General features: G+C 71.4%; 12 protein-coding genes. 4 read left to right on the top strand and 8 right to left on the bottom strand.

Going from position 1 to position 13,597, the window contains the following annotated elements; translation table 11 throughout:
• Window positions 1-157 precede the first annotated feature (157 nt).
• Window positions 158-1,387 carry a cysteine--1-D-myo-inosityl 2-amino-2-deoxy-alpha-D-glucopyranoside ligase gene (mshC, locus tag AOK08_RS23165; RefSeq protein ID WP_055529372.1) on the top strand — a complete coding sequence of 410 codons (1,230 nt, stop codon included), beginning with the start codon at window positions 158-160 and terminating at the stop codon, window positions 1,385-1,387.
• A gap of 97 nt (window positions 1,388-1,484) precedes the next feature.
• On the opposite strand, the gene AOK08_RS23160 is transcribed toward mshC, so the two are convergent.
• The 5 genes from AOK08_RS23160 to AOK08_RS23140 all read right to left on the bottom strand — a co-directional run bounded on the left by AOK08_RS23160 (window position 1,485) and on the right by AOK08_RS23140 (window position 6,780).
• Window positions 1,485-2,516: a PAC2 family protein gene (locus AOK08_RS23160; RefSeq protein ID WP_055529370.1), complete on the bottom strand. Its 1,032-nt coding sequence runs from the start codon at window positions 2,514-2,516 to the stop codon at window positions 1,485-1,487.
• A gap of 189 nt (window positions 2,517-2,705) precedes the next feature.
• On the bottom strand, window positions 2,706-3,377 hold the full coding sequence (locus tag AOK08_RS23155) for a FadR/GntR family transcriptional regulator (RefSeq protein WP_055529368.1): 672 nt from the start codon (window positions 3,375-3,377) through the stop codon (window positions 2,706-2,708).
• Window positions 3,378-3,461: 84 nt separating this feature from the next.
• Window positions 3,462-4,763: an amidohydrolase gene (locus tag AOK08_RS23150; protein WP_055529366.1), complete on the bottom strand. Its 1,302-nt coding sequence runs from the start codon at window positions 4,761-4,763 to the stop codon at window positions 3,462-3,464.
• Window positions 4,760-5,569: a nucleoside phosphorylase gene (locus AOK08_RS23145; protein WP_055529364.1), complete on the bottom strand. Its 810-nt coding sequence runs from the start codon at window positions 5,567-5,569 to the stop codon at window positions 4,760-4,762. Before AOK08_RS23145 ends, AOK08_RS23150 begins: the two co-directional genes overlap by 4 nt.
• Before the next feature lie 155 nt (window positions 5,570-5,724).
• On the bottom strand, window positions 5,725-6,780 hold the full coding sequence (locus tag AOK08_RS23140; RefSeq protein ID WP_055529362.1) for a BMP family ABC transporter substrate-binding protein: 1,056 nt from the start codon (window positions 6,778-6,780) through the stop codon (window positions 5,725-5,727).
• Between the two features lie 331 nt (window positions 6,781-7,111).
• On the opposite strand from AOK08_RS23140, the gene mtnA reads away from it, so the two are divergent.
• Window positions 7,112-8,152 carry an S-methyl-5-thioribose-1-phosphate isomerase gene (gene mtnA / locus AOK08_RS23135; RefSeq protein WP_055529360.1) on the top strand — a complete coding sequence of 347 codons (1,041 nt, stop codon included), beginning with the start codon at window positions 7,112-7,114 and terminating at the stop codon, window positions 8,150-8,152.
• 94 nt (window positions 8,153-8,246) lie between these two features.
• Here mtnA and mtnB read toward each other — a convergent pair whose 3' ends face one another.
• Genes mtnB through AOK08_RS23120 form a run of 3 tightly spaced genes read right to left on the bottom strand, consistent with a single transcriptional unit; the run spans window position 8,247 to window position 10,233 of the window.
• A complete protein-coding gene (gene mtnB, locus AOK08_RS23130; protein WP_055529358.1) occupies window positions 8,247-8,867 on the bottom strand; it encodes a methylthioribulose 1-phosphate dehydratase in 621 nt (206 codons plus the stop codon).
• Entirely contained in the window at window positions 8,864-9,637 is a 774-nt protein-coding gene (gene mtnC / locus AOK08_RS23125) for an acireductone synthase (protein WP_241827059.1), read from the bottom strand. The genes mtnB and mtnC overlap by 4 nt, the downstream gene beginning before the upstream one ends.
• Window positions 9,634-10,233 (bottom strand): 1,2-dihydroxy-3-keto-5-methylthiopentene dioxygenase, encoded by a 600-nt coding sequence (locus AOK08_RS23120; RefSeq protein WP_055529356.1) that lies wholly within the window; start codon window positions 10,231-10,233, stop codon window positions 9,634-9,636. The genes mtnC and AOK08_RS23120 overlap by 4 nt, the downstream gene beginning before the upstream one ends.
• Window positions 10,234-10,840: 607 nt before the next feature.
• On the opposite strand from AOK08_RS23120, the gene AOK08_RS23115 reads away from it, so the two are divergent.
• Together AOK08_RS23115 and AOK08_RS23110 are read left to right on the top strand one after the other, a co-directional pair.
• A complete protein-coding gene (locus AOK08_RS23115) occupies window positions 10,841-11,938 on the top strand; it encodes a substrate-binding domain-containing protein (RefSeq protein ID WP_055529354.1) in 1,098 nt (365 codons plus the stop codon).
• The gene (locus tag AOK08_RS23110) at window positions 11,925-13,472 is read left to right on the top strand and encodes a sugar ABC transporter ATP-binding protein (protein WP_055529352.1); all 1,548 of its coding nucleotides are present in this window, start codon (window positions 11,925-11,927) and stop codon (window positions 13,470-13,472) included. The genes AOK08_RS23115 and AOK08_RS23110 overlap by 14 nt, the downstream gene beginning before the upstream one ends.
• The last annotated feature ends 125 nt before the right edge of the window (window positions 13,473-13,597 follow it).

Genomic DNA, 13,597 nt, shown 5'->3' with positions numbered 1-13,597 from the left:
GACTGCCCGCAGCTGGGCGGGCCTTGCAGGCGAGTGGGATTGGACGGGCGCAGCCCTTCTCCTACGTCACCGGGACGAATCTCGCAAGAGCGCCGTCCCGGCCATCCGGACCCGGTCCGGCTCGTATACGGAACATCCGTCCGGTTACGCTCATGACATGCATGCCTGGCCCGCTTCCGAGGTCCCCGCCCTGCCTGGTCAGGGCCGCGACCTGAGGATCCACGACACCGCCACCGGCGGTCTCGTCACCCTCGCCCCCGGTCCCGTCGCCCGTATCTACGTCTGCGGCATCACCCCGTACGACGCGACCCACATGGGTCACGCGGCGACCTACAACGCGTTCGACCTCGTACAACGCGTGTGGCTCGACACCAAGCGGCAGGTTCACTACGTCCAGAACGTCACCGACGTCGACGACCCGCTGCTGGAGCGGGCCGTGCGCGACGGTGTCGACTGGGCGGGCCTCGCCGAGAAGGAGACCGCGCTTTTCCGGGAGGACATGACCGCCCTGCGGATGCTGCCCCCGAAGCAGTACATCGGCGCCGTCGAGGCGATACCCGGCATCGTCCCGCTCGTCGAGCGGCTGCGGGACGCGGGCGCCGCCTACGAACTCGAAGGGGACGTCTACTTCTCCGTCGAGGCCGACCCCGACTTCGGCAAGGTGTCCAACCTGGACGCCGCCACCATGCGCCTGCTGTCGGCCGAGCGCGGGGGCGACCCCGACCGGCCGGGCAAGAAGAACCCGCTCGACCCGATGCTGTGGATGGCCGCCCGTGAGGGCGAGCCGAGCTGGGACGGCGGTTCGCTCGGCCGTGGCCGCCCCGGCTGGCACATCGAGTGTGTCGCCATCGCCCTCGAGTACCTCGGCATGGGCTTCGACGTGCAGGGCGGCGGCTCCGACCTCGTCTTCCCGCACCACGAGATGGGCGCCTCGCACGCCCAGGTGCTGACCGGCGAGTTCCCCATGGCCAAGGCGTACGTCCACGCCGGGATGGTCGCGCTCGACGGCGAGAAGATGTCGAAGTCCAGGGGCAACCTCGTCTTCGTGTCCGCGCTGCGCCGCGACGGCGTCGACCCGGCCGCCATCCGCCTCGCCCTGCTCGCCCACCACTACCGGGACGACTGGGAGTGGACCGACCAGGTTCTCGCCGACGCCGTGGCGCGGCTCGGGCGCTGGCGGGCCGCCGTGTCCCGGCCCGACGGGCCGTCCGCCGACGCGCTCGTCGAGGAGCTGCGCAAGGCCCTCGCGAACGACCTGGACGCCCCGGCCGCACTGGCCGCCGTCGACCGCTGGGCCGACCTCCAGGCCGAGCGGGGCGGTACGGACGAGGGCGCCCCCGGCGTCGTGTCCCGCGCCGTGGACGCCCTGCTGGGCGTGGCGCTGTAACAACGAACGCCGGACTCCTGACAGGGGGAAGGGCCGGTACGCGTCACGCGTACCGGCCCTTCCCCCTACCTGATACCCGACCGCTCACTCCTCCGGGTCACTCCTCCGGGGAGTCCTCGTCGTCCGTCGCGTCCGTCGCGTCCGTGGTGTCTGTGCTCGGCAGTTGAGGCGGCTTCGGCGGCTGCGGCTTCGGGCGGGGCGTCGGGTTGTCACGGAGGTACGGCGCGCTGTCCGAGCCGTCCGCCGTGGCGTGGCCGCCCGGGGCGGCGCCGGGGCCCGCCGGTCCTGAGCCGTCGCGGCGGCGCAGATAGCGTTCGAACTCGCGGGCGATCGCCTCACCCGTCGCCTCGGGCAGCTCGGCGGTGTCCCGGGCCTCCTCCAGCGTCTGGACGTACTCCGCGACCTCGCTGTCCTCGGCGGCCAACTGGTCCACGCCGACCTGCCAGGCACGCGCGTCCTCGGGCAGCTCGCCCAGCGGGACGCGGATGTCGATCAGGTCCTCCAGCCGGTTCAGGAGAGCCAGCGTCGCCTTGGGGTTGGGCGGCTGCGAGACATAGTGCGGGACCGCCGCCCACAGCGACACCGCCGGTACGCCCGCGTGGGTGCACGCCTCCTGGAGGATGCCGACGATGCCCGTGGGACCCTCGTACTTGGTCTCCTCCAGATCCATCCGCTGCGCCAGATCCGCGTCGGACGTGACCCCGCTGACCGGAACCGGACGGGTGTGCGGGGTGTCGCCGAGCAGGGCGCCCAGGACCACCACCAGCTCCACGCCCAGCTCGTGCGCGAAGCCCAGCAGCTCGTTGCAGAACGAGCGCCACCGCATCGACGGCTCGATGCCCCGGACCAGCACCAGGTCCCGGGGCTTGTCGCCGCCGACCCTGACCACGGACAGCCTGGTCGTCGGCCAGGTGATCTTCCGTACGCCGCCGTCCAGCCACACGGTGGGACGGTTGACCTGGAAGTCGTAGTAGTCCTCGGCGTCGAGCGCCGCGAACACCTCGCCCTTCCACTCCCGGTCCAGATGCGCCACAGCGCTGGAAGCGGCGTCGCCCGCGTCGTTCCAACCCTCGAACGCGGCCACCATGACTGGGTCGATCAGCTCGGGAACCCCCTCCAGCTCGATCACCCAGCGCCTCCTTCCGACGTGCCCTCGCTTGACCACCCAACCTTACGGCGTGCGGCGGGGGCGCCCGCAGCCCCCTCGCACGGGGGAGTGAACGGATCACTGCCCCGATACACCCCCCGAAACACCACCCGAGAGCCACCGGGGACCGCACCGCGGACCACATCGGGCACTACGGACCACATCGGGGCACTACAGGGTCGACCTCAGCCACTGCTCCACGCTCGCGATGTGCACCGTCGCCCACGACCGCGCCGCCTCCGCGTCCCGGTCGCGCAGGGCGCTCAGGATCGCCCGGTGCTCGTGCAGGGTGCGGCTGACGGCGTCCTCCTGGGTCAGACCGCGCCAGATCCTGGCCCGGGTGGTGGGCCCGGACAGACCGTCGAGAAGTGAACAGAGGACCGAGTTGCCGGAGCTCTGCACGATTCCCCGGTGGAACTCCAGGTCCGCGGCGACCAGTTCCTCCACCGACGGCTCACCGCCCAGCCGCTCCAGCTGGGCGGCCAGCGCGTCCAGCTGCTGCTCACTGATGCGTACCGCGGCCATCGAGGTGGCGGCCGGCTCCAGGATGCGGCGCACGGCCAGGAACTCCAGGACCGTGTCGTCGCGGTGGAAGTCGACGACGAAGCTCACCGCTTCGAGCAGGAGTTGCGGGTCCAGGCTGGTGACGTAGGTGCCGTCGCCCTGCCGTACGTCGAGAATCCGGATGAGCGACAGGGCGCGCACCGCCTCCCGCAGGGAGTTGCGGGACAGCCCGAGTTCGGCGGCCAGCTCGCTCTCCTTGGGCAGCCGGTCACCGGGGCGCAGCGACCCGGAGACGATCATTCCCTTGATCTTCTCGATCGCCTCGTCGGTGACTGCCATGGCGGGCCTCCCTGTCGTTCAGACATCCGATGTCTCAGGCCATTATGGGGGTTCAGTGGGCTGAACGGACCACAAGATGCGATGTCAGGCCAGTGCCTCCAGACCCGCGAGCGCGGTGGCCTCGTCGAGGGTGGTGAGGACGCGGTCCCGCATCAGCACCCTGCCGTCCACGACGGTGTCCCGTACGTCCGCCGACTGCGCCGCGTACGCCAGCGTCGACCAGGGGTCGTGCCGGGGCCGCAGATGCGGTGCGCCGAGGTCGAGCACGATCAGGTCGGCGCGCTTGCCCGCCTCCAGGGAGCCCAGTTGGCCGCCCAGGCCCAGCGCCTTCGCGCCCTCGACGGTCGCCATGCGTACGGCCTGTTCGGCACCGACGGCGGTGGGGTCGCCGCCCGCCTTGTGCACGAGGGCCGCCTGCCGGACCGCCCCCAGCACGTCGAGCGTGTTGGAGCTGACGGCCCCGTCCGTGCCGAGCCCGACGGTCACACCGGCGCTGAGCAGCCGGGGCACCGGTGCGATTCCGCAGCCGAGCTTCAGATTGGAGACGGGACAGTGGGCGACGGCGGTGCCGGTGCGGGCCAGCGCCGCGATCTCCGGGCCGGTCAGGTCCACGGCGTGGGCCAGCAGCAGGTCGGGGCCGAGCAGCCCGAGCGCGTCCAGCAGTTCCACGGGGCGCTTGCCGTACCGCACCTCGACAGTGGCGACCTCCGTCGCGTTCTCGGCGGCGTGGATGTGCAGCAGCGCGCCGAACTCCCTTGCCAGGGCGGCGATTTCGACGAGCTGATCGGGGGAGAGGGTGTAGGTGGAGTGCGCGAAGAGGATCGGCCGGTGGCCGGGGCGCGGTGTTCCGCGTGCCGCCAGGTCCTGCCGGGCCCACGCCAGCCGGTCCTCGTAGGCGATGCCGTCGGGCGGCTGCGGTACGTCCATGAAGGTGGGCCCGGTGTGCAGCCGCCAGCCCGTCTCGCGCGCCGCCTGCTCGGCCGCCTCGTGGAACCAGTACATGTCGAGCGCGGAGGTCACCCCGGCCCGTACGCTCTCGGCGATCGCGACCCGCATCGCCGCCGCCACGTTCCGCGCCGAGAGCAGTTGGGCCTCCCACTTCAGCACGCGCCCCAGGAAGCCCTGGAGGGTGACGTCGTCGGCCTTGCCGCGCAGGAACGTCATCGCGAGATGGGTGTGCGTGTTGACCAGCCCGGGGAGGACAAGGCAGTTGGCGGCATCAAGGGACTCGGCGGCAGTGAACCGGTCCGCCAGCTCCTCGGCCGGGCCCACGGCGACGATCTCACCGTCCCGCACGGCAACCGCCCCGCCCGGAACGACGGTTCCGGCCTCGTCCACGGTGAGGACGTCACCGCCGTGCACCAGCAGGTCGATCGGCTCACTCATACGAGGGGCTCCTTGTCGTCGGCCCCGGTCCCGGCCCCGGTCCCGGCCTCGTACTCCGCCTCCGCCAGCAGCCGCAGCGCCTCCAGCGACACGACCGCGCCGCGCTCCACACCCTCCGCGACGATCTCCCGGTGCGGGTTGTAGCCACCGGTCGACAACAGAGCGCTCTCGTCGACGAGTTCGTCGGCGTTGGCCCCGTCGATGACGACCACCCCGCCCGCGACCAGTCCGCGCAGCGAGGCCGTCACCAGCAGCGCGCTCAACTCCATCTCGATGGCGGCGAGTCCGGCACCCTCGTAGGAGAACAGGGGCAGCAGACCCGGCTGGAAGGCGGCCCGCGTCCACACGATGCCCCGGTGGTGCGGGGCGCCCGCCTCGCGCGCCGCCCGCTGGAGCGCGAGCACCGCCTCCGGCGAGGACACCGCCGGGTACTCCGGGGGCAGCAACTGCTGGGTGACACCGTCGTCCCGGACGGCCGCCTCGGCGATGACGAGGTCGCCGTCGCCGATCCCCGGCCGCATCGACCCCGCCGTACCGAACCGCAGGAAGGTCCGCACACCGGCGTCCGCCAGCTCCTGGAACAGCAGGATCGCCCCCGGGGCGCCCACCCCGTGCGAGGCGACCAGCATCGGCACACCCTTCCAACTCCCGCTGAACACACGGTATTCGCGGTGGTACGACACCTCCCGCGCGTCCTCCAGCAGGGCGCCGACAAGAGCGGCGCGCTGCGGGTCGCCGACGACCACCGCACGCGGCGGCAGCCCCGCGCGGGGTATTCGGGTGACGGGCGACAGGTCCTGAGTCATGGGACGGCTCCAGGAGAAGGGGATGTGGACATGGGTGTGGATGTGGAAGGGGGGGTGGACGGGGATACGGAAGGGGGCGTGGACGGGGGTGCGGAAGCGTACGGCGCCGGCCCCCGAGCCCGTGCTCCTCGGCCGGCGCACGCGCCCGGCGGGGATCAGCCGGCGGCGGTGGGGTCGGAGACCGTCAGCTCGCCGGAGACGATCTGGTCGCGCAGCGCCTTGACCTTCTTCAGGACGTCGGGGTGCTTGGCGATCACGCACTGGGACGAGTCGACGCCCTTCTCCAGGCCCGTGAGGCTGATGCCGCCCTCCTTCAGGCCGTACGAGGCGGTGGTGCCCGTCTGGCCGCCGAGGACCTGCTCGACGCCCTTCTCCACGGCGATGTCGGTACGCTTGATCACATTGTCGACGACGGTGCCGGGCGCCGAGGGGCACTGGTTGACGTCGACGCCGTACGCGAACGCGCCCTTCGCCTTCGCCGCCTCGAACACGCCGGGGTTTCCGGCCCCGGCAGCCGCCATCAACTGGTCGTAGCCCTTGGCGAGCAGATCGTCCGCCGCCTTCCCGGCGCCCGCCGGGTCGTCCAGCGGGGACTTGCCGCCGACGAAGCGGGTGTCGGTCTCCGTCTGCTCGGCGACCTGCTGGGCGCCGGCCGCGAACGGGTCGCTGAAGCGCCGGAACAGGGGCGTGTCCTGCGCGTCCACCGCGCCGACCTTGCCGCTCCCGCTCAGCAGCCCGGCCTCCGCACCGGCGAGGAAGACACCCTCGTGCTCGCGGAAGACCCCGCAGCTCACGTTGTCGAGCGCCCTCGTCGTACACGCGTCGATCATCAGGAACTGCTGCTTCGGGTGGGCTTCGGCCTGCTGTGCGACCAGGTCCGCGAACTCGGAGCCGACCAGCACGACGACGGCGGGCTTCGCGGCGATGGCGGCCTGAACGTTCTTCCGCTGAGACGCGGTGTCCGAGGACTGGAACATCTTCGCGGTGCCGTCGTGCGCCTTCGCGGCGGCCTCGACGCCCGTCACGGCCAGTTCGAGAAACCCGTTCCGCCCGACGGCATTCGGCGTGACCAGCGCGAACGACGCGCTGCTCGCACCGCTGCCGGAGGACGCGTCGTCCTTCTTCACGGCGGCGTCGCAGGCGGTCGCACCGGCCACGAGCAGCACGGACATGGCGGCGAGCGGGAGCGTACGACGCGATCTGCGAGGCATCGAGGACCTTCCGGGGTACGTAATGGGGGTACGTAAAGGCGGTACGTAAAAGCGGTACGTGCGGCTCAGTCCGGGCTCCGCGCTGAGCGCCGGGGGAGAGCGGGCGCCGAGGCGACGGGTCGGTGCCGACGGCCGTCGCTCGCGCGGTGGCCGTGGCCGGGGAAGCGGCGCCCGGTCAGCGGCACGCGTCCTCCCGCACATGGGCCCCACGGGCGCGGATGTTGGACTCTAGCACCGGCATTCGAGCGTCCGGCCCGGCCGTCTCGAACTGTGGTTCGCCGAGGTCATGTACGGTGTCGCGCACCGTCGGAACTTCTAGGAGCGCCCCGAAATGCCCCAGGAACTGCGCGCCGTCGGCTGGACCGGAAACAGCCTCGCGCTCATAGACCAGACACTGCTGCCGCACCGCCATGAGACCCGGGATGTCCGCGATGTGGACACCCTGGTGGACGCGATCCAGCGGCTCGTCGTCCGTGGCGCGCCCGCGATCGGCGCGGCGGGGGCGTACGGGGTCGCCCTGGCGCTGATCCAGGGCGACCGCGAGGGCTGGACCGAGGACCAGGTGCGGGCGGCCGTGGCGCGCATCCGTGAGGCCCGCCCGACGGCCGTGAACCTCATGGTGTGCGTGGACCGCGTCATGACCCGCTTCTCCGAAGGCCTGGACGCGGTGCTCGAAGAGGCCGCCGCCGTCCAGCGCGAGGACGTCGAGGGCAACCGTGCGATGGGCGCGCACGGCGCCGAGTGGCTGCTGAAGCGCCTCGCCGCCGATGTCGGCGACCGCCCGCTGCGCATCCTCACCCACTGCAACACCGGCGCGCTCGCAACGGCCGGATGGGGCACGGCACTTGGCGTCATCCGCGAACTGCACGCGCGCGGCCGGCTGGAGGTCGTGTACGCCGACGAGACGCGCCCGCTGCTCCAGGGCTCCCGCCTGACCGCCTGGGAACTGGTCCAGGAGGGCATCCCGCACTACGTCCAGGCCGACGCGGCCGCCGCCGGTACGATCCTGCGCGGCCAGGTGGACGCGGCGATCGTCGGCGCGGACCGGATCGCGGCGAACGGCGACACCGCCAACAAGGTCGGCACCGTCGGGGTCGCGCTGGCCTGCGCGGACGCCGGGATCCCGTTCCTGGTGGCCGCGCCCACGACCACGGTCGACCTGGCCACGGCCACCGGCGACGACATCCACATCGAACTCCGTGGTGAGGACGAGGTGTTGGAGTGGTCGGGCCTCCGGACCGCGCCCGCCGAATCGCGCGGCCACAACCCGGCCTTCGACGTGACACCGGGACGGCTGGTGACGGGGCTCGTGACCGAGCGGGGTGTGCTGGAGGTCTCGGCCGGCGAACTCCCGGGCGACCGCTTGAAGTAGCGAGTAGCCCCGCACCCCTGAAGGGGCGCGGGGCTGTATCGATCTGCGGCTCCGCCGCGGGGCGCGACCAGCCCCCACCGGGCCCGCGCTTCGACTACCGCCCGTCCCGCGGAGCGCTGAGCTCCAACTCCAGCAGCCACTCCACGACTTCGGTGTGATGCCGGGCCTGACGGGGATCGTCCCCCCACACGTACAGCCCGTGTCCCGCAACCACCACCGCCGGCATCCGGGGATCCCGGGCCGCCTCCAGGCGATCCCCCAGCACCTTCATGTCCTGGCTGTTGGTGATGACCGGCAGGGTCACCTCCACGTCATGGGCGGGCTGGCCGACCCCCTTGAGCATCTCGATGTCCTTGAACACGATCCCGCCCGGCTCGCGCCTGCCCATCGCGACGGACGCCACGGTGTGCACGTGCACCACCGCGCCGGCCCCGGTCAGCGCGGCGACCCGGGCGTGCAGCTCGGCCTCGGCGGACGGCTTGCCGCCGTTCACCGCCGCGCCCCGCTCATCCACCAACACCACGTCGGCGGGGGTCAGTTCACCCTTGTCGTGGCCGCTCGCGGTGACCGCGAGGAGCAGCGGATCGCGGGACAGCACCACCGACAGGTTCCCGGAGGTGCCCCGCATCCAGCCGAAGGAGGCGAAACGGGCGGACTCGGCGGCGAGTACCGCCCCCGCCTCCTCAAGGTCGAGTGCGCTGATGCCGACGGTCACGAGGTGCTCCTTGAACTGCTGGTACCGGTAGTGCTGTTGACGCTGATCGCGTCGAACGTCCCCGCCTGCGCGTGGTCCCCGACGCCCTGCTCGTAGTACGGCTCCCCGGGCCGCCGGATCCCGACGGTCCGCCAGCCGGCGGCACGCGCCGCGTCCAGCTCGCCCGGCCGGTCGGAGAGGAAGAGCAGCCGGCCCGCGTCCGTGGTCCCGGTGGCCTCCGCGATACGGCGGTATGACTCCGGCTCCTGCTTGGGCCCCGCGTTCTCGGTGTCGTACAGCCCCGAGACGAGCGGCAGCAGGTCGCCCTCCGGGGTGGACGCGAACCAAGCGCGCTGCGCGGCGACCGACCCGGAGGAGTAGACGTACAGCCGAAGTCCCGCCGTGTGCCAGGCGCGCAGTACGGGCAGGACGTCGTCGTAGAAGTGCGAGACGAGGTCGCCGCGCGCGAAGCCCTCGGACCAGATGATGCCCTGGAGGGTCTTGAGGGGCGTCGCCTTGCGGTCCTCGTCCAGCCAGGAGTTGAGCGTCTGCTCGACGCGTACGGCGTCGGCGCCTGGCTCGTCGAGCAGCTCGCGCACCTGCGCCACCGCCCGCGCCACCTCCGGATCACCGCTCCGCTCCGAGAGCAGCGCTCCGAAACGAGAGCGCGAGTACGGATACAGCACGTCGACGACGAACCCCGTGGCGCTGGTGGTGCCCTCGATGTCGAGCACCACGGCGTCGACACCATCGACGGTGTACGTGTCCGTCCCCTCGTCCCGCAGGGTCACGCGGCGGCCCTGTCCCGCTGGAACCCGGCGTCGATCGTGTCGTAGTCCGGGAAACGGGAGGCGATGGTCGAGCCGGTGAAGTTGCCGATCCAGCCGTCCTCCTCGTGGAAGAAGCGGATCGCGGTGAAGGCGGGGCTGGTGCCCATGTCGAACCAGTGCGTGGTGCCGCGCGGCACGCCCAGCAGGTCGCCCTTCTCGCAGTACACGGCGTGCACTTCGCCGTCCACGTGCAGATAGAAGATGCCGGAGCCGGAGACGAAGAAGCGGACCTCGTCATCGTCGTCGTGCGTGTGTTCCTGGAGGAACTTCGCGCGGGCGGCCTTCGCCTTCGCGGGGAACTCCGGGTCGTCGCTGGGGTGCAGACCGAGGACGTCGACCGTGGTGAAGCCCTCCTCGGCGTTCAGCCTGTCGATCTCCGGGCCGTACGCGGCGAACACGGTGTCGCTGTCGGCGTCCGCCGGCACGTCCTCGCGGATCGGCCACTGCTCGTAGCGCACCCCGAGCGGGGCGAGCGCGGCGGCGATCTCGGCCGGGTCGGACGTACGGCGCACGACGGTCTCCGGGCCGGACTCGGGCCAGGTCGTCAGCAGGGTCATGGGAGCAACTCCGGGTGGCTGGAAGGGATATGGCAACGAAGACGAAGAAGGCAGGCCAAGAACAGGGAGAGGCAGGGGAGAGCGGGCGCGGGAGTGGGGGGCGGTCGTCAGTCGCGACAGCCGCGATGGCCGCGACACGGGGCGTCGGTACAGCGTCGTACCGCTGTCGCGCAGGGTGTCGTCGTCATCGGAAGCCTCACTGTCCCGGGTCGGATGCCGGTTCCGTGATGGTAACTCCCGTCCGAGGGTCGGCAGAGTGTGACGAATCCGGCGTTCCACATGGTGAGATCCGGTGTTCAAGACTTTGACGAATGGCTGGAAACGTTCTCATGATCTCCCTATGAAGACGCTGCTGCTCGTGCGGCGGCTGTACGTGGACTTGCTCCGGTCGACCACAGCCCGCTGTCGCTGACCTGACCCGGAGTACCCGACCCGGAGTACGCGAGAGGCCCCGGCCGTGGTGTGGATTCCACCCCGTGCCGCCATCTCGCGCCCGGTACCGGACCTCCCGCGCCCGCGCCTTCCGGCCGTCGCGCCCCTTCAGTCTCACGCCCTCACCCCCCCTTTTTCTTCTCCCTCCCGTACTGCCCTGCACCTGGAGTTCAGCATGTCCCGCATCCGTCTGCCCCTCGCCGCGCTCTCGCTGGCCTCCGTCTCGGCACTTCTCCTCGCGGGCTGCGCGCAGTCGACGAACGCGTCGAAGGCCACCGGTGACACGTCGGCCTCCCCGTCCGCCGCCACCGGCACGAAGCCCGCCCCCTTCGACAAGGGCACGGTCAAGGTCGCGCTGGTCCGCCAGAGCGGCGCCGGTGACTACTTCGAGCAGTGGGGCAACGGCGCCAAGGCGCAGGCCAAGGCCCTCGGTATCGACCTGACCGTGTACGACGCCCAGGCGGACAACGCCAAGCAGGCCACCGACCTGTCCTCGGCGATCAACTCCGGCGCGCAGGCCATCATCATCGACCACGGCTTCCCGGCGACCATCCAGCCCGAGATCGACAAGGCCGTGAAGAAGGGCATCAAGGTCGTCGTCTACGACGTCGACACCCCCACCAAGGGCGTCGTCAGCACCGAGCAGGACGACGCGAGCATGGCGAAGGCCGTCCTCGACGTGATGGCGAAGAACCTCGGCAAGAAGGCCAAGGTCGGCTACGTCAACGTGGCCGGCTACGCGGCCCTCGACAAGCGCGACAGCGTCTGGAAGTCGGCGGTCGGCGCCAACGGCTGGCAGCAGGCGTTCAAGGTCGGCAAGGTCACCGACTCCACGGCCACTGACAACGTTCCCCTGGTCTCCGCCGCGCTCACCCAGCACTCGGACGTGACGGGCATCTTCGCCCCCTACGACGAGCTGGCCAAGGGCACCGTTCTCGCCGTCCAGAACAAGAAGCTCCAGGCCAAGGTGAAGGTGTTCGGCGCCGACGTCTCCAACGCCGACATCCAGAACATGACCGCCGCGGGCAGCCCCTGGGTCGCCACGGCGGGCACCGACCCGTCCGCCGTCGGCGCCGCGGTCGTCCGTACCGCCGCCCTGGAGCTGGCCGGGCAGTTGAACAAGACCTCGGTCGAGTTCCCGGCCGTCGCCATCACCCAGGACTTCCTGAAGAGCAAGAAGATCCAGAACATGGACGAGCTGCGCGCCGCGCTCCCCGAGCTGAACCTCTCCCAGGTCAGCACGGCCGACTGGATCGCCAATGTCGCCCACTGAGGTGCCCGCCCACGGCCCTGCCGAGGCGTCGCCCGCGGTCGCTCTGCGGGACGTCAGCATGGCCTTCGGCGGCAAGACGGTCCTTGAGTCCGTCTCGCTGGACATCGCACCGGGCAGCGTCGTCGCGCTGCTCGGTGCGAACGGGGCCGGCAAGTCCACCCTCATCAAGATCCTCTCCGGCGTCCACACGGACCACGGCGGCCAGGTCACGGTGAACGGGACCCCGGCCGCCCTCCAGTCACCGCTCGCCGCCCGCCAGTTGGGCATCCAGACGGTGCACCAGCGGATCGGCGAGGGCATCGTGCCCGGCCTCACGGTCGCCGAGAACCTGGTCTTCGAGGAGCTGGCCCAGGCACGCGGCAACCCCTTCCTCAACGGGCGCCGCGTGCTGGCCCGCGCCCGCGAGATCCAGTCGGCCCTCGACCTCGGCTGGAGCGACGCCCTGCTCAAACGGGACGTCACCGAACTCGGCATCTCCGACCGCCAGTTGCTCATCCTGGCCCGCGCCCTCGCCACCCGCCCGAGGCTCCTGGTCCTCGACGAACCGACGTCCGCGCTCTCAGCCGCCGAAGCGGAACGCCTCTTCGCGCTCGTGGAAAGAATGCGCGACGACGGCATCGCGGTCCTCTACGTCTCCCACCGCCTCGGCGAGATCGACGCGCTGGCGGACCGGCTGGTCGTACTGCGGGACGGACGTCTCACCGAGGACCAGACCAAGCCCTTCGACTGGGACAGCGCCCTGCGCGCCATGCTCGCCCAGGCCCAGGAAGCGACCACGGCCCGCCCCCGCGCCGAGTCCGGCCCCGGCGAGACCCGCGTCTCCCTGCGCGGCGTACGGCTCCTGGACGGCCGTACTCCCCAGGACCTGGACCTGCGCGCGGGCGAAGTCACGGGCGTCGTAGGCCTGTTGGGCGCGGGCAAGACGGAACTGGCCCGAGGCCTGTTCGGCGCCGAGCCGTTCACCACAGGAGCGGTCGAACTCGACGGCAAGGCATATGCGCCCCGCCGCCCCGCCGACGCGATCCGGGCCGGCATCCACCTCGTCCCCGAGGACCGGCACGCGGACGCCCTGATCCCTGGCTGGTCGCTCGCCCAGAACATCTCACTGCCGTTCCTCAAGTCCCTGTCCACGGCAGGCCTGGTGAGCCGCGCCGAGGAGGACGCCCTCGGCCGCGACACCATCGAGGCCCTCGGTGTCGTCACCCGCGACGAGCACAGCGCCGTCGAGGAGCTGTCCGGCGGCAACCAGCAGAAGGTCGTCGTCGGCCGCTGGCTCGCCGAACGCCCTCGTGTCCTCATCCTGGACGAGCCGTTCCGAGGAGTGGACATCGGTGCGCGCCGGGACATCGGGCGCAGGGCGCGTGCGCTGGCGGCGGAGGGGGCGGCGGTCCTCGTCCTGTCCGCCGACGTCGACGAGGTGCTGGAGGTCGCCGACCGGGTCGTTGTCCTCGCGGCCGGGGAGATCCACCTCGACGCGTACGGCGAGGACGCGGAACGGGACCGGGTCATCCAGACCATCTCGGCGTCTGTGTGATGCGGGGCGCTACGCGGGTGACGGGCAGCGGAGTGACGTCGCCCGGCGGGGCCGGCGGGCGCGGAACCGCGCCCCGAAAGGGGCGCGGGGAACTGCGCGACCAGCCCCCACCGGCCCGCACCCGA

The sequence above is a fragment of the Streptomyces graminilatus genome (assembly GCF_001418565.1).
GTDB lineage: Bacteria > Actinomycetota > Actinomycetes > Streptomycetales > Streptomycetaceae > Streptomyces > Streptomyces graminilatus.
The sequence above is the reverse complement of the archived record's forward strand: the minus strand, read 5'-3'. Positions and strand labels throughout refer to the sequence as shown.

Excerpts from the sequence above, each read along its gene's own strand:
- AOK08_RS23145 (WP_055529364.1), bottom strand. The coding sequence starts at position 5,569 with ATGACTCAGGACCTGTCGCCCGTCACCCGAATACCCCGCGCGGGGCTG.
- AOK08_RS23110 (WP_055529352.1), top strand. The coding sequence starts at position 11,925 with ATGTCGCCCACTGAGGTGCCCGCCCACGGCCCTGCCGAGGCGTCGCCC.
- AOK08_RS23120 (WP_055529356.1), bottom strand. The coding sequence starts at position 10,233 with ATGACCCTGCTGACGACCTGGCCCGAGTCCGGCCCGGAGACCGTCGTG.
- mshC (WP_055529372.1), top strand. The coding sequence starts at position 158 with ATGCATGCCTGGCCCGCTTCCGAGGTCCCCGCCCTGCCTGGTCAGGGC.
- AOK08_RS23155 (WP_055529368.1), bottom strand. The coding sequence starts at position 3,377 with ATGGCAGTCACCGACGAGGCGATCGAGAAGATCAAGGGAATGATCGTC.
- AOK08_RS23150 (WP_055529366.1), bottom strand. The coding sequence starts at position 4,763 with ATGAGTGAGCCGATCGACCTGCTGGTGCACGGCGGTGACGTCCTCACC.
- AOK08_RS23115 (WP_055529354.1), top strand. The coding sequence starts at position 10,841 with ATGTCCCGCATCCGTCTGCCCCTCGCCGCGCTCTCGCTGGCCTCCGTC.
- AOK08_RS23140 (WP_055529362.1), bottom strand. The coding sequence starts at position 6,780 with ATGCCTCGCAGATCGCGTCGTACGCTCCCGCTCGCCGCCATGTCCGTG.
- mtnA (WP_055529360.1), top strand. The coding sequence starts at position 7,112 with ATGCCCCAGGAACTGCGCGCCGTCGGCTGGACCGGAAACAGCCTCGCG.